The sequence below is a fragment of the Phytobacter sp. MRY16-398 genome (assembly GCF_003925915.1).
In the GTDB taxonomy this organism is placed as follows: domain Bacteria; phylum Pseudomonadota; class Gammaproteobacteria; order Enterobacterales; family Enterobacteriaceae; genus Phytobacter; species Phytobacter diazotrophicus.
Window position 1 is genome coordinate 1,158,384 of record NZ_AP018756.1, and the last position, 14,497, is coordinate 1,172,880.

The 14,497-nt window shown below is 55.4% G+C and carries 15 protein-coding genes and 1 pseudogene; 5 read left to right on the forward strand and 11 right to left on the reverse strand.

The window, feature by feature from the left end; all coding sequences use genetic code 11:
- Genes MRY16398_RS05525 through MRY16398_RS05535 form a run of 3 tightly spaced genes read right to left on the reverse strand, consistent with a single transcriptional unit; the run spans window position 1 to window position 3,178 of the window.
- Complete coding sequence (locus MRY16398_RS05525; RefSeq protein WP_039077655.1) at window positions 1-819, reverse strand: transglutaminase family protein; 819 nt, start codon at window positions 817-819, stop codon at window positions 1-3.
- On the reverse strand, window positions 816-1,745 hold the full coding sequence (locus MRY16398_RS05530) for an alpha-E domain-containing protein (RefSeq protein ID WP_125123951.1): 930 nt from the start codon (window positions 1,743-1,745) through the stop codon (window positions 816-818). The genes MRY16398_RS05525 and MRY16398_RS05530 overlap by 4 nt, the downstream gene beginning before the upstream one ends.
- The gene (locus tag MRY16398_RS05535) at window positions 1,745-3,178 is read right to left on the reverse strand and encodes a circularly permuted type 2 ATP-grasp protein (protein WP_039077653.1); all 1,434 of its coding nucleotides are present in this window, start codon (window positions 3,176-3,178) and stop codon (window positions 1,745-1,747) included. The genes MRY16398_RS05530 and MRY16398_RS05535 overlap by 1 nt, the downstream gene beginning before the upstream one ends.
- Window positions 3,179-3,455: 277 nt before the next feature.
- Here MRY16398_RS05535 and MRY16398_RS05540 point away from each other — a divergent pair, with 277 nt between their 5' ends.
- On the forward strand, window positions 3,456-3,800 hold the full coding sequence (locus tag MRY16398_RS05540; protein ID WP_125123952.1) for a nitrous oxide-stimulated promoter family protein: 345 nt from the start codon (window positions 3,456-3,458) through the stop codon (window positions 3,798-3,800).
- Between the two features lie 29 nt (window positions 3,801-3,829).
- Here the strand turns inward: MRY16398_RS05540 and MRY16398_RS05545 are convergent, their stop codons facing one another.
- The 6 genes from MRY16398_RS05545 to hypA form a co-directional block, all read right to left on the reverse strand.
- Window positions 3,830-4,258 carry a TOBE domain-containing protein gene (locus tag MRY16398_RS05545; protein ID WP_125123953.1) on the reverse strand — a complete coding sequence of 143 codons (429 nt, stop codon included), beginning with the start codon at window positions 4,256-4,258 and terminating at the stop codon, window positions 3,830-3,832.
- Window positions 4,259-4,390: 132 nt separating this feature from the next.
- Window positions 4,391-5,401 carry a hydrogenase expression/formation protein HypE gene (gene hypE / locus MRY16398_RS05550; RefSeq protein WP_039077649.1) on the reverse strand — a complete coding sequence of 337 codons (1,011 nt, stop codon included), beginning with the start codon at window positions 5,399-5,401 and terminating at the stop codon, window positions 4,391-4,393.
- Entirely contained in the window at window positions 5,398-6,519 is a 1,122-nt protein-coding gene (hypD, locus tag MRY16398_RS05555) for a hydrogenase formation protein HypD (protein WP_125123954.1), read from the reverse strand. The genes hypE and hypD overlap by 4 nt, the downstream gene beginning before the upstream one ends.
- On the reverse strand, window positions 6,519-6,791 hold the full coding sequence (locus MRY16398_RS05560; RefSeq protein ID WP_039077647.1) for a HypC/HybG/HupF family hydrogenase formation chaperone: 273 nt from the start codon (window positions 6,789-6,791) through the stop codon (window positions 6,519-6,521). The genes hypD and MRY16398_RS05560 overlap by 1 nt, the downstream gene beginning before the upstream one ends.
- Window positions 6,782-7,654: a hydrogenase nickel incorporation protein HypB gene (hypB, locus tag MRY16398_RS05565; protein WP_039077646.1), complete on the reverse strand. Its 873-nt coding sequence runs from the start codon at window positions 7,652-7,654 to the stop codon at window positions 6,782-6,784. Before hypB ends, MRY16398_RS05560 begins: the two co-directional genes overlap by 10 nt.
- Window positions 7,655-7,657: 3 nt before the next feature.
- A complete protein-coding gene (gene hypA / locus MRY16398_RS05570; protein ID WP_071194748.1) occupies window positions 7,658-8,005 on the reverse strand; it encodes a hydrogenase maturation nickel metallochaperone HypA in 348 nt (115 codons plus the stop codon).
- 236 nt (window positions 8,006-8,241) lie between these two features.
- On the opposite strand from hypA, the gene hycI reads away from it, so the two are divergent.
- Together hycI and MRY16398_RS05580 are read left to right on the forward strand one after the other, a co-directional pair.
- Window positions 8,242-8,715, forward strand: a complete 474-nt coding sequence (hycI, locus tag MRY16398_RS05575) for a hydrogenase maturation peptidase HycI (protein ID WP_107223860.1) — start codon at window positions 8,242-8,244, stop codon at window positions 8,713-8,715.
- Between the two features lie 92 nt (window positions 8,716-8,807).
- A pseudogene (locus tag MRY16398_RS05580) lies at window positions 8,808-9,545 on the forward strand (hypothetical protein).
- A 101-nt stretch (window positions 9,546-9,646) separates the two neighbouring features.
- On the opposite strand, the gene MRY16398_RS05585 reads toward MRY16398_RS05580, so the two are convergent.
- Both MRY16398_RS05585 and ascF read right to left on the reverse strand, forming a co-directional pair.
- Window positions 9,647-11,071 (reverse strand): 6-phospho-beta-glucosidase, encoded by a 1,425-nt coding sequence (locus MRY16398_RS05585; RefSeq protein ID WP_125123955.1) that lies wholly within the window; start codon window positions 11,069-11,071, stop codon window positions 9,647-9,649.
- Window positions 11,072-11,083: 12 nt separating this feature from the next.
- A complete protein-coding gene (gene ascF / locus MRY16398_RS05590; RefSeq protein ID WP_039077642.1) occupies window positions 11,084-12,532 on the reverse strand; it encodes a PTS cellobiose/arbutin/salicin transporter subunit IIBC in 1,449 nt (482 codons plus the stop codon).
- Between the two features lie 253 nt (window positions 12,533-12,785).
- Between ascF and MRY16398_RS05595 the strand changes: the two genes are divergently transcribed.
- Window positions 12,786-13,799 (forward strand): LacI family DNA-binding transcriptional regulator, encoded by a 1,014-nt coding sequence (locus MRY16398_RS05595; RefSeq protein ID WP_107223863.1) that lies wholly within the window; start codon window positions 12,786-12,788, stop codon window positions 13,797-13,799.
- Between the two features lie 133 nt (window positions 13,800-13,932).
- A complete protein-coding gene (hydN, locus tag MRY16398_RS05600) occupies window positions 13,933-14,478 on the forward strand; it encodes an electron transport protein HydN (RefSeq protein WP_039077640.1) in 546 nt (181 codons plus the stop codon).
- The last annotated feature ends 19 nt before the right edge of the window (window positions 14,479-14,497 follow it).

Here is a 14,497-nt window from a genome sequence, read left to right on the forward strand (position 1 = left end):
TCATTGTTGCTGCTGCATCTGATGTTGTCGCTCAAACAGACTTACCTCAGCAGCGGAAAACATCTCTTCGCAGCCGCCGCCAAAACGGCTACCCCGCACCGGGCAGGCATCCAGATAATCCATTCCAATCGCCAGGCGAAGATGTTGGTTCAGATCACGCGTGTTATTAGTGATATCAAAACTTTGCCAGCGGCCATCAAGCCAGGCCTCTGCCCAGGCATGCATCGCCACATGCTCGGTATCCCGGCTATAAACATAACCACTGACGTAGCGCGCCGGAATGCGCAGGCTACGACAGCAGGCCAGGAAAACGTGCGTATGATCCTGGCACACCCCTTTTCCTTTGGCAAAAGCGACGGCGGCGGTGTCGTGAACCTGGGTGGCGCCGGGCGTATAAGGCATTTTCAGGCGCAATTCCGCCATCAATTCTCCCAGGCTGCCAACCGCATCCTCTTCACGGTAATAACGCCGGGCAAATTCGCGGATCGGCGAGTCCGGGTCGGTTAACGGGGTTGTGCGCAGGAACACCAGCGGAGAGAGTGACTCGCTGATCTCTTCCTCTTCTTCTGCATTATCGGCGATCTCAACCACACCTTGAGCATGAATGATTATCTCTTGATGAGGGTGATCGAGGGTTAAGACATGCATCAGATTCCCGTATGCATCGGTCGTCGCTACCGCCGAGGCGGGCAACAGCAGGTTCCATTCCTTAATATACTGGCGACCAGAGGTTTGCGGCGTCAGACGCAGATACTGCGTACTGAACTTCACCTCTTCATCGTAGTGATAATGCGTCAGGTGATTAATGGTCAGTTTCATAACGCCTCCAGATAGGTCTGGCGGATACTGTCGGCCAGCTCATTGATTTTGGTAAGAAAACGGTTTAACCACTCCTGAAGATCGTCGGCCAGGGCATCATCAAGGGAGCCAAAACGCAGCTCCACATGCAACTGATGGGCAAGACGCAGCGGAACGCGCGCCCGCTCGCTGCCAATCATCTCCAGTTGTTGAACCAGGTCGCCGACGCAGGCATGCAGCGAGCGCGGCACGTCATTGCGAAACACCAGTAATTCGGTGACGGTTTCCCGGCTGATTGGCTGGCGATAAATACTGTGGTAGGCCTCCCGGGCGCTCACCGCACGCAATAACGTATCAAGACGGTAATATTCGCGTACCGGATCCGGGTCATTGCTGAGTTGCTGATCTTTTAGCGCCAGCAACTGGGCGGTGGCGAACGCGCGCTCAATCAGGGTACCGATACGGATAAAACACTGGGCGTCGTTACGCAGCAGGGTGCCGAACATGGCGCCACGGAACAGATGCGCCCGTTCTTTCACCCAGTCAAAAAAGGCGTCGATACCAATTTTATCCACCCCGGTCTGGCGCAGATTGCGGATATCGATACGGGTGGTATTGATGCACTCCCACACTTCCGATGAAAGACTGCCGCGCACGGCATGGGCGTTGTTCCAGGCCATTTCTATACAACTGTAGATACTGCTCGGGTTCTGCCCATCAAGGGCAAAGAAATTCAGCAGATTATCCATACTGAACCGGGCATAACGCTCCTGAAACAGCTCATGCCCGAACGTCAGATTGAGCGGCAGGGCTAAATCATGCTGTTGCTGGCTGTGGCGCGGCATCATTGATAATTTGTAGGTCACGTCAAGGACGCGGGCAAAGCTCTCTGCCCGTTCCAGATAACGGGCCATCCAGTACAGTTCGCTGGCGGTGCGGCTTAACATTATTCATCCTCCTCCATCACCCAGGTGTCTTTCGTGCCACCCCCTTGCGAGGAGTTCACCACCAGCGATCCTTCGGTCAGCGCCACGCGGGTCAGCCCGCCAGGCACCAGCCTGATCTCTTCGCCGTACAGCGCAAACGGACGCAGGTCAATGTGGCGTGGAGCCAGCCCTTCCTCGACAAAGGTCGGGCAGGTAGAGAGCGCCAGCGTGTTTTGTGCAATATAGTTGCCGGGGTTTGCCAGCAGCCGCTGACGGAACGCATCGATCTGCGCCCGGGTTGAGCGGGGGCCGACCAGCATGCCGTACCCGCCTGCGCCGTGGACCTCTTTCACCACCATCTCATCCAGATGGGCCAGCACGTAACTCAGGTCTTCGGCTTTACGGCACTGCCAGGTAGGGATATTGCCGAGGATAGGCTCCTCAGAAAGATAAAAGCGGATCATGTCCGGCACGTATGGATAGATGGATTTGTCATCCGCCACGCCGGTGCCAATCGCATTGGCCAGCACCACGCCACCTGAACGATAGACCGACAACAGGCCCGGTACACCCAACATTGAATCTGAGCGAAACGCCAGCGGGTCGAGGAAGGCATCGTCAATACGGCGATAGATAACATCGACCCGGCACGGGCCTTCGGTGGTGCGCATATAGACACCGCCTTCTTTGACGAACAGGTCGGCGCTTTCTACCAGCTCTACCCCCATTTGCTGGGCAAGAAAACTGTGTTCGAAGTAGGCACTGTTAAAGCGACCAGGCGTCAGCACCACCACGCAGGGGTCATCAACGTACGTGCTTTCACGCAGGGTTTGTAACAAATAGCTGGGGTAACGTTCGACCGGCGCGATATGCGAACTGGCAAACAGATCCGGATACAGGCGCATCATCATCTTGCGGTTTTCCAGCATATAAGAGACGCCGGATGGGGTGCGCAGATTATCCTCCAGCACGTAGTACCCGCCGTCACTGTCGCGGACCATATCAATGCCGGTGATATGGGCATAAATATTGTTGTGCAGATCGACGCCCTGCATACAGGGCTGATATTGCTCATTAGCAAGCACTTGCTCACGAGGGACAATTCCGGCATTGAGAATATGCTGGTGGTGGTAGATGTCGTACAAGAAGGCGTTGAGCGCTTTTACCCGCTGGCGTATTCCTGCATCAAGCATCCGCCATTCGTGGGCCGGAATGATACGCGGCACGCTGTCGAATGGAATTAAACGCTCTGTTCCTCCTTCTTCACCGTAAACATTAAACGTAATGCCGACGCGGTGAAACAGCAGCTCGGCCTGCTCTTTCTTCTGGTGAATGGCATGCTGGTCAGTTTGCTGTAACCAGTGCCACCAGGCGTCATAATGCTGGCGCTGTTGACCTTCTGCGGTGAGCATTTCATCGTAGTAAGGTGCGCTCGGAAGCGTCATTTTTATCATTGTCATCCCCTGCATTCCGCTTGATGAAGATAGAGTTAAAATGCAGAAAACATGCCAGCGCACCAAAAGCGCGGCTTATCACGCTATGGCGAGGCGGGGTGCACCGTTATGAGGAGTAAGTGGCGAAAAAGCGCACCACAATGGCGTATAAGCGGCAGAAAAAGGGGAGTGATGGTGCAAGTGTAAAGACGGCTGCACCAGCCGGAAAAGCGGTAATTAGTGTTCGCCTGACTCGTCTATAGATGTAAAATAAATGCATCTTTAAAAGGGGGCTACGATGACGGGAAAACGCATCCGCCGCGAAAAGCTGACCATTCGCTCTATGATTGCGCTTTACCAGCAGCACTGTCCGCAGGCGCTGGCGGATGATGCGCACTATCAGGCGTTGAATGATTACGCGGATAAACGGCTGGATAAATGTGTGTTTGGCGAAGAGAAACCGGCCTGCAAACAATGCCCTGTGCACTGTTACCAGCCAGCTAAACGTGAAGAGATGAAGCAGATTATGCGCTGGGCCGGGCCGAGGATGCTGTGGCGACACCCTGTGTTGACTATCCGTCATCTGATTGATGACAAACGCCCTGTTCCCGAACTGCCGGAAAAATACCGCCCTAAAAAATAACGCCGTGGCGGGCACGGCGTTATCTATTCTCAGGCGCGAGTGGCTATAAGAATGGACGATGCTTTAATCAGGGCAATGACGCGTTTTCCCGGTGTCAGTTGCAACGCCTCACAGCTTTCGTTGGTCACTACCGCCACTATTTCAAAACCGGCGTCTGTGGCGACATGTACGGTTGCATTTACCGCCCCTTCGGTCACGGCGCTTACCGCTCCGGCAAACTGATTACGGGCGGAGAATTTCAGGCCGCAGTCCTCGGTTGCCAGCGTGATCCACGGCGCTTTAATAAGTGCGATGGCTTCTCTTCCGGGGTTCAAACCCAGCGCTTCCTTACTGCTGGATGTGACGATAGCGACAAGCTTCGCGCCTCCGGCGAGGGTTAATTCCACTTCATCGTTTACGGCACCGTGCGCGGTTGCGCTGACTTTACCGACAAGTTGGTTACGAGCTGAAACGGCCATGTTGCCTCCGGGATAATGAGAAAGAGTCAGTTATCTCAGGTCATTGTCTGTTTATCCATACCCATTTTCTTATCATGGGTATAGCTGTGCAGACCGATGCGGGCAACGTGGCGCTTCCACGCAGAGACAGCATCAGCAAATCCGCGGCAGGGGCTCGGCGTGCGGTAAGTCCAGAATACGCTTCACACCGTATAAGCCTGCCAGCCGCACCCCTTTACGCTCCACCACTTCGCCGATGATCGCGGCATCCTGGCCGAGTGGGTGGGCGCGTAACTGAGCCAGCACCTGCTCCGCCGACTGGCGCTGGACAGCAATCACCAGCTTGCCTTCGTTAGCAAAATTCAGCGCTTCCAGCCCTAATAGCTCGCACACGCCGCGCACGGCAGTTTTCACCGGCAGGTCACGTTCGTTAAGTTCGATACCATAACCGCTGGCGGCGGCAAACTCATGCACCACGGCGTTGACTCCGCCGCGCGTCGCATCGCGCAGTGCTTTCACGCCCGGAATATCGCGCAATTGTTGAATCAACGGGGTTAACACAGCACAGTCGCTGGTCAGTTCGCCGTCCAGCCCCAGTTGTTCGCGCAAATTGAGAATGGTCGCACCGTGATCGCCGAGCGTACCGCTGACCAGCAGCACATCACCGGCCTCAAGGGTGCTGGCGCCCCAGCGAATATTGGCCGGAATGGCGCCAATACCCGCCGTATTGATAAACAGCTTATCTGCCGCCCCGCGCTGCACCACTTTAGTATCGCCGGTAACAATGGCGATATCCGCGCGGCGGGCGGTTTCCGCCATGCTGTTGACCACGGCTTTCAGGGTCTCCATCGGCAGGCCTTCTTCAAGAATAAACCCGCAGGAGAGATAGCGGGGAACGGCGCCGCTTACCGCCACATCGTTCGCCGTGCCGCAAATGGAGAGCTTACCGATATCGCCGCCGGGGAAGAACAGCGGGTCGATAACGTAGCTGTCGGTGGAAAAGGCCAGTCGGTCGCCGCTGGCGGCGAGAGTCGCAAGATCGAGACGCGCCTGATCTTCCTGTTCACTGAGCCACGGGTTCGCGAACGCGTCGATAAAAAGCTGGCTGATAAGCTGTTGCATCGCCTGTCCGCCGCTGCCGTGCGCCAGTTGGACTTCATTCATACTTCGCACTCCTGAGCACGATATTGATACCAGGCGGCGCAGGCTCCCTCAGATGAGACCATCAGTGCGCCAAACGCGGTTTGTGGGTTACAGGTATTGCCGAAAAGCGGGCACTGATGGGGCTTACATTTGCCGGTCAGTACTTCGCCGCAGCGTGCGCGTGGGTCATCACAGGCTTGCTGCGGCGCAGGGTTAAAGTGGGCTTCGGCATCAAAGCGCTGATAGGGCGCGGTTAAGCGCACCCCGGAGTCGCCAATCATTCCCAGCCCGCGCCATTCGCTATCGCCCCGGACCTCAAACACCTCGCTAATGGCCTGTTGCGCGAGAGGGTTGCCTTCGTCCGGTACCACGCGACGGTACTGGTTTTCTACCTGATGACGGGCGCTGATTTTCTGTTCGACCAGCATCAATACGCCTTGCAGCAGGTCCAGTGGTTCAAACCCGGCCACCACCAGCGGGCGCTGGAACTCCCCGGCGATAAAACCGTAGGCATCGGTGCCGATCACCATGCTGACGTGGCCCGGCGCAAGAAACGCGTCGATACCGTTATCCGGCTCCTCCAGCAGGCTGCGCAGGGTCGGAATGATGGTGATGTGCTGGCAGAAAAAGAAAAAGTTACTCACATCCTGCAATTTTGCCTGTTGCAGCGTGATGGCGGTGGCGGGCATGGTGGTTTCGAAGCCGAGCCCAAAAAAGACCACCTTGCGCTGTGGGTTCTGGTTTGCCAGGGTCAACGCATCCAGCGGGGAGTAAACGATACGCACATCCGCGCCGCGCGCTTTCGCCTGCAACAGAGAGCCATTTTTCCCCGGTACACGCATCGCGTCGCCGAAGGTACAGAAGATCACTTCCGGATGGCTGGCGATCTCCACGCAGGTATCAATGCGCCCCATCGGCAGGACGCACACCGGGCAACCTGGCCCGTGGATAAACTCAATGTTGTCCGGCAACAACTGATCGAGGCCGAACTTAAAGATCGCATGGGTGTGGCCGCCACAGACTTCCATCACCCGTAGCGGGCGCTTCGCGGTATAAGTGAGCAGCGCGGCCCGCTCACCTAAGTGAGCGATAAGCTGCATGACCTGTTCCGGCGCGCGGTATTCATCCACAAAACGCATTATCTCTCCTCACCAAACAGCAGCGCGCCAACATCCGGCTCGACATCGTACATATTTTGTAGTGCCGCCAGTGTCTCGCGGGCCTCGTCTTCGTTTATCACGCTCATGGCGAAGCCCACATGCACCAGCACCCACTGCCCAAGGCGAGAATGCCCCGCTTCGTCCGTGCTGCCCACCAGCGTTAAGTCGACGTCGCGCTGAATACCGCAGACATCGACTTTCGCCTGGTTGCCATCAATGGCGCTAATTTGTCCCGGAACGCCTATGCACATCGTTGGGTCTCCAGCCAGTCCAGCCAGCGGTCCATACCTTCACCGCTGGTGGCAGAAACCAGAAAAATTTCGATAGAGGGGTTCACTTCGCGGGCGCAGGCGAGGCATTTTTCGACATCAAATTTGAGGTAAGGCAGCAGGTCGATTTTATTGAGCAGCATGATGGAGGCCGCAGCAAACATGTGCGGGTATTTCAGCGGTTTGTCTTCGCCTTCGGTCACCGACAGCACGGCGACTTTGTGACGTTCGCCGAGATCAAAACTGGCCGGACACACCAGGTTGCCGACGTTTTCGATAAACAGAATGCCATTGTCCGCCAGCGGCAGGCGCGGTGCGGCGTCGGCAATCATTTGCGCATCCAGATGACACCCCTTGCCGGTATTGACCTGAATCGCCGGGGTGCCGGTCTCGCGGATGCGCGCGGCATCGTTAACGGTCTGCTGATCCCCTTCGATTACCGCACAAGGTACACGGGCGTTGAGACGGGTCAGGGTTTCGGTCAGCAGGGTGGTTTTACCGGAACCGGGGCTGGAGACCAGGTTCAGCACTAACTGGTGTCTGGCGGCGAAGCGGGCGCGGTTATGCGCGGCGATGCGATTGTTTTTATCTAACACATCGATTTCCACTTCCAGCATCCGCCGCTGGCTCATCCCTGGCGCATGGGTTCCGGCTGCGCCGTGGCCGTAATGTAAATCACCATTTTCCGCCGCCGTCGGGCTGAAATTGTCGGTCTTGACGCCTGTGATTTTCATTGTCGGACGGGCAGCGGGAGCAAAAGGCGCGCTGCGAAACGCAGAATGGGGATTATGCTCGTCGCCCTCGATATAGAGGTTACCTTCCTGACAACCACATGTCGTACACATTGCTCACTCCTCGATTTCCAGCCGCTGAATCTGCATGCCGTCGTCGGCGACGATGTGCAAATTGTCGCTGTTGCATTGCGGGCAGCGACGCACGTGCTGGCTTAGTAAGGTCACGTATTGCTGGCAGCTTTCGCACCAGCACTCCGCCTGTTGTTCTTCGATGTGCAGTGTACAGCCCTCTGCCAGGGTGCCACGGCAGACCAGATCAAAACAAAACGTCAATGCGGCAGGTTCTACACAAGAAAATGCGCCAACTTTGATCCAGACCTCAGTTACGCGCCTGGCGGCGTGCTGTTTCGCCTGTTGTTCAATAATCTCCAGCGCACGCTGGCACAAGGTAATTTCATGCATACTGCCTCCTCATTAATCAGGCGCGTGTTGCAATTACAGTGCCAGGGTTATTCGCTTTATTGCGGTAAGGATCAAGGCGTTAATACATTGTTTTCCGGCAAAATAGCCGCCGCTGATAGCTTCGGGCATTCCATTGATGACGAAAATGACGATCGCGTATTTCCCGGACGTCAAAAATGACCAGGCGACAATCTATTGATCGGGTAAACACCACCATCAGGTGGCGAGGAGAGAACGTGACGGACGTATTGCTCTGTGTGGGGAACAGCATGATGGGTGACGATGGCGCTGGCCCGCTGCTGGCGGAGATGTGTGCGGCGACTCCACCCGGAAACTGGCAGGTGATTGACGGTGGCAGCGCGCCGGAAAACGACATCGTAGCGATCCGCGAACTTCGCCCCGACAGGCTGTTGATTGTCGATGCGACAGACATGGGGCTTAACCCTGGCGAGATTCGTATTGTCGATCCAGACGATATTGCCGAGATGTTCCTGATGACCACCCATAATATGCCGCTTAATTACCTGATCGATCAGTTAAAAGAGGATGTGGGCGAGGTGATTTTCCTCGGTATTCAGCCGGATATCGTCGGCTTTTATTACCCGATGACGCCCCCGGTAAAAGAGGCCGTCGAAACTGTCTATGCACGCCTTGCCACCTGGCAGGGTAACGGTGGGTTTGCGCTGCTGGAAGCCGGGGAAGAGGAGTAGTTAGCCGTCCCGGATTCGGCGCAAGCGCCTGGTCCGGGCTACGACCTTACACGCTGCGCTGCACCTAAAGGAACAGAGAAGTGAAAAGGATAATGTGGGCAGGCTTATCCCTGCTGGGTTATGCCACCTCTACGCTGGCGACCGGGTTTGTTAGCTATCTGCCGATGAGCAATGATGAATATGCTAAAAAACGCGCGCAGCGGCATTTGCTGACTATGCCTGCGCCGGGGGAGATAACCCCCGGTCAACGCTGGCATTTTCGCCAGGTCGGTGTAGCGGGTGCAACGCTAGAGCAGGCACCGGAAGAGGCGGATGAATGGCGCATTACCGGCAACGATCGAGCGGGAAAACCCTGGTCGGTGCCTCTGGAATATTTGCATAACGCGGCGGGCATCGCGCACATTTACCGCGCCGATCTGGATCGCAATGGAATTCAGGATCTGATTGTCTGGAAAGGTAACGCCGGCCTGGGGCTGGGGCCAACGGCGAAATTAATCATCATCACGTTTTAAACCGACGGGCGGCCCTGTGTATGGGAGTCCTGGGGGTTTTACACCGTCAGCGGTGCTGGCGTTGAGGATCTGCTCGACCTGCAAGGCAATGGCCGGGCGCAACTGCTGGACATGCAGTTTAGCGACGGTTACTGGGTAACCGATCTATATCAGGTTAAAGAGGCGCACTGGCAGCGCGTTAACGGCTGGTTCGGGCAGTTGCACTATCCGGCGTTGAGCCGTTTTACCTATCGCCCGAACCGCAAATGGGTGAAAAAACCTGGCGCGGGTCGTAACCCGGAAACGGGGGATCTGGCCGCGGGGCAGCGCTGTTTATAGTATCGGTTTTTGCTGGTAGCCCCGGTTAGCGAAGCGCCGCCAGGAATGTCCCGGATGCGGCGCTGACGCACCTTATCGGGCTACAACATAACCGCCAGCGCTTAGTCCAAATCTGCCCCGTTGCTGGCAATCACTTTTTTGTACCACCAGAACGATTTTTTGCGCTTACGCTCCAGCGTACCGTTACCTGCGTCGTCACGGTCGACATAGATAAACCCGTAGCGCTTGCTCATCTCACCGGTGGAGGCCGCCACCAGGTCGATACATCCCCAGGTGGTGTAACCCATCACCGGAATACCGTCTTCAATGGCATCGCCCATGGCACGGATATGCTCGCGCAGATAGCTGATACGGTAATCGTCTTCTATTTCACCCTGGGCATTGAATTCATCTTTTGCACCCAGCCCGTTCTCCACCAGAAACAGCGGTTTCTGGTAACGGTCATACATCATATTCATTGTGATACGCAGGCCTAGCGGGTCAATGCCCCAGCCCCATTCGCTTACCTGAATATGCGGGTTACGCAGCGATTTGACGATATTAGCCGCCGAGGTATTTTGCGCATTCATTTCGGCAGAAGCGCAGCGCGAGGCGTAATAGCTGAATGACACAAAATCGACGGTATTTTTCAGGATCTCGTCGTCGCCCGCTTCTTTTACAATGCTGACGCCTTTTTCGCGGAACACGCGGGCCGCGTAGGCCGGATAGGCACCGCGCGCCTGCACATCAATAAAGAACAGGTTTTCCCGGTCTTTTTCCAGCGCCGTCCACACATCTTCCGGCTTGCAGGAGTAGGGATAGAAATTGCCGCCTGCCAGCATGCAGCCCACCTGATTTTCCGGGTTCACCTCATGGGCGATTTTGGTCGCCAGTGCGCTGGCAATCAGCTCGTGGTGCGCCGCCTGATATTTTACCTGGTCCTGATTTTCGCCCTCTTCAAACACCAGCCCGGCACCGGAGTAAGGGCTATGCAGCATAATGTTGATTTCATTAAAGGTCAGCCAGTATTTCACCAGACCATCAAAGGCGTCAAAGCATGTGCGGGCGTAGCGGGTAAAAAACGCCACCATCTTGCGGTTACGCCAGGAACCGTATTCGGTAACCAGATACATCGGCACATCAAAGTGGCACAGTGTCACCAGCGGTTCGATACCGTACTTTTTGCACTCTGCGAACATGTCGCGGTAAAACGCGATGCCCTCGGCGTTCGGCGTCAGCTCATCACCCTGCGGGTAAAGGCGGCTCCAGGCGATAGATGTACGAAAGACGGTGAAGCCCATCTCCGCCATCAGCGCGATATCTTCCTTGTAACGATGGTAGAAATCGATCGCCTGATGGCTGGGGTAGTATTCGTCTTCACGCAAAGTGAAGCGTTTTTCCAGACCGAGTTTCACCGGCAGACGGTTCGCGCCATGGGGAATGGTGTCGACGGTGGTTAACCCTTTACCGCCTTCCAGATACGCCCCTTCGGCCTGGTTGGCGGCAATGGCGCCGCCCCATAAAAATCCTTTCGGAAATACAGACATGCGTTACCTCGCTTATTGTGCCCGGGCTTCATGAACAACGGCTGTGTTTGCCGCCTGCGGTTTCTGCGCCTCTGCTTCTACCGGGATATCTTCAAAACCGAGAAGCAACGTCAGAACAAAGGAGAGCACCACCGCCAGCGCCATCACGCCGAATACCCAGACAATGGTCATTGGATTAGCCGGATCGAAAAACTGTACGCTGGTAAACAGACCTGGCGCCGCCATGGAGTGGCTGGCAAGCCCGGCAATACCCGCGACGGCACCGCAGATAAAGCCGCTTATCAGGCTCGCAATCAGCGGACGTTTCAGGCGAACGGCCACGCCATACAGCGCCGGTTCAGAGATACCGGCCAGGATAGCCGAAGCCGCTGCCGCAAGGGCAGTCTGGCGCAGTTCCGGGTTTTTGGTTTTCCACGCCACCGCCAGCGACGAGCCGCCGAGCGACAGGTTAGCGCCAATCTCTGACGGCATTACCATGCCTTCTTTGCCTGTTTCGGCAATGGTTTGAATGATAGTGGGAGTAAATACGCGGTGCATCCCGGTCATCACCAGCAGCGGCCACAGGGCGCCCATAATGGCAACGGACAGCCAGCCCAGATAGCCATGAATGGTGTAGACCAGCGCGGAGATGGCGCTACCAATCCAGATCCCCAGCGGGCCAATCAGCACAATAGCCAGCGGTGCGGCAATCAGCACAATCAGCATCGGTTTCAGGAAGTTTTTCGTCACCGCCGGGGTAATTTTGTCCACCCAACGTTCGATATACGACAGACACCAGGTCATCACCAGCGCCGGAATCACGGTGTAGGTGTATTTCACCGCCGTCACCGGCACCAGCGCGAACTCCACATGCTCACCCTGCGCGGCTTTCGCCATCAGCTCGATAAAGCTTGGGTGTACCAGCACGCCCGCAATGGCAATCGCCAGCGACATATTGGTTTTAAATTTCACGGCGGCAGACGCGGCCACCATCAGCGGCAGGAAGAAGAAGGCACCGTCGCCAATCACCGTCAGAATAGTCAGCGTTGAAGAACCTTTTGGCAGCAGGCCGGACATTTCCAGCACCATCGCCAGCAGTTTGACCATCGAGCCGCCGATGATCGCCGGGATCAGCGGTGACATGGTGCCGATCAGCGCATCGAGAATACCTGCGCCAATGCGCTTAAGGGTCAGCCTCTGTTTACCGACCGGTTGAGCGGGCTGCATATCGCCGGGCAGCAATGCCACCACTTCACGATAGGCATGCGACACCGTATTGCCGATGATGACCTGGCACTGGCTGTCGTTGCGTACCACGCCCATAACGCCGCTAATGCCTTTGAGCGTCGCGCTGTCAATTTTGGCGTCGTCTTTCACCACGAAGCGCAGACGCGTCATGCAATGGGTGACGGCAGCGATGTTATCAACACCACCTAACGCGTTCACCACCGAGCCGGCAAGCGCCGCATAATTCTTCGACATCGGGTTATATCCTGTTTTATCAATAAGGTACGGCTTCATTGCTCTGTGTTACGCAGGCAATGAAACATCAGATAGGAAACCGGTTCCACAAAATCATGATGAGTTTCATGTATTCAAACAAGATCAAAAATTCATCTTTATCTATTTTTGTGATGGTGATCGCTTAATATTTTTTGACCGCTTTTATCCCGTTGCGACATTTTTTAGCGGGTGAAGTACACTGCATGGCATCGAAATCAAACGGATAAGCAACATGACCACAATGCTTGAGGTGGCAAAGCGGGCAGGGGTGTCGAAGGCGACAGTCTCCCGTGTGCTATCGGGCAACGGCTACGTCAGCCAGGAGACCAAAGACCGGGTGTTTCAGGCGATCGAAGAGAGCGGATATCGCCCGAACTTGCTGGCGCGCAGTCTGGCGACGAACAAAACGCAAACGCTGGGGCTGGTGGTTACCAACACGTTATATCACGGGGTCTATTTTAGCGAGCTGCTGTTTCATGCCGCGCGGATGACCGAAGATCAGGGCCGGCGTTTAATTCTGGCGGACGGTAAACACAGCGCTGAAGAAGAGCGCGAAGCTATTCAATATCTGCTCGATTTAAAATGCGACGCGATCATTATTTATCCGCGCTTTTTAAGCGTCGATGAAATGGACACTATCGTCAAAAGCCACAGTCAGCCCATTATGGTACTTAATCGTCGATTACGTAAAAACAGCAGCCACTGTGTCTGGTGCGATCAAAAAGCCTCCAGCTTTAACGCGGTGGCGACATTAATTGCGATGGGGCATCAGGATATTGCATTTATTACCGGCTCGCTGGATTCCCCGACCGGTATTGAGCGGCTTTCTGGCTATAAAGACGCCCTGGCGCAGCACGGCATTGCGTTACGTAATGAGTTGATTGTACAAGGGAAGTGGTCACCGGAAAGCGGGGCGGCAGGCGTGGAAACGCTGCTGGCAAAGGGTGTCAGTTTTAGTGCGCTGGTGGCGAGCAATGACGATATGGCGATTGGCGCCATGAAGAGACTGGATGAGCGGGGAATCACTGTACCCACGCAGGTTTCGGTTATTGGATTTGATGACATTGCCATTGCCCCGTATGTTATTCCCGCACTCTCCAGCGTTAAAATCCCGGTCACGGAGATGATTAAAGAAACCATCGAGCGGTTAATTTTTATGCTTGATGGCGGTGAGTTTAATTACCACCAGCCATTTCTTGGCGAATTAATGTTACGTGATTCACTCATTCCAGGCCCCACACGCTAACCTCGTCAACTGTCATCGTCACTTCTGTCGATGACAGAATGTCATCTTATAAAATCTGATAAATAACAATAACATAATAACTGGCATGAAACGTGTATATCCGGCGTGATGAAACTCATTGCTGGAGAAGACGATGAACCGTTTTATTATGGCGGATGCCAGTAAATGTATTGGCTGTCGCACCTGTGAAGTTGCCTGTGTGGTCTCACATCAGGAACAACAGGACTGCGCGGCCCTTACCCCTGAAACCTTTTTACCCCGCATTCACGTTATCAAAGGCGTCAACGTATCGACGGCAACACTCTGCCGCCAGTGTGAAGACGCACCCTGCGCCAATGTCTGTCCGAATGGCGCCATCAGCCGCGACAAAGGGTTTGTCCATGTCATGCAGGAACGCTGCATTGGTTGCAAAACCTGCGTAGTTGCCTGTCCCTACGGCGCCATGGAGGTCGTGGTCCGCCCGGTCGTTCGCCATAACGGCATCGGCCTGACTATGTCCGGGCAGAAGGCCGAAGCCAACAAATGCGATTTATGCTACCAACACGAAAGTGGCCCGGCCTGTATTTCCGTATGTCCGACCAAGGCGCTGGTCTGCGTTGACCGGGAAATACTGGAACACATGAGCGAAGAGAAACGTCGTCGCACTGCGCTGGAAAGTGCCGTGTCGCTGGGTTTTTAAAAAATAACTTTCACTTTTA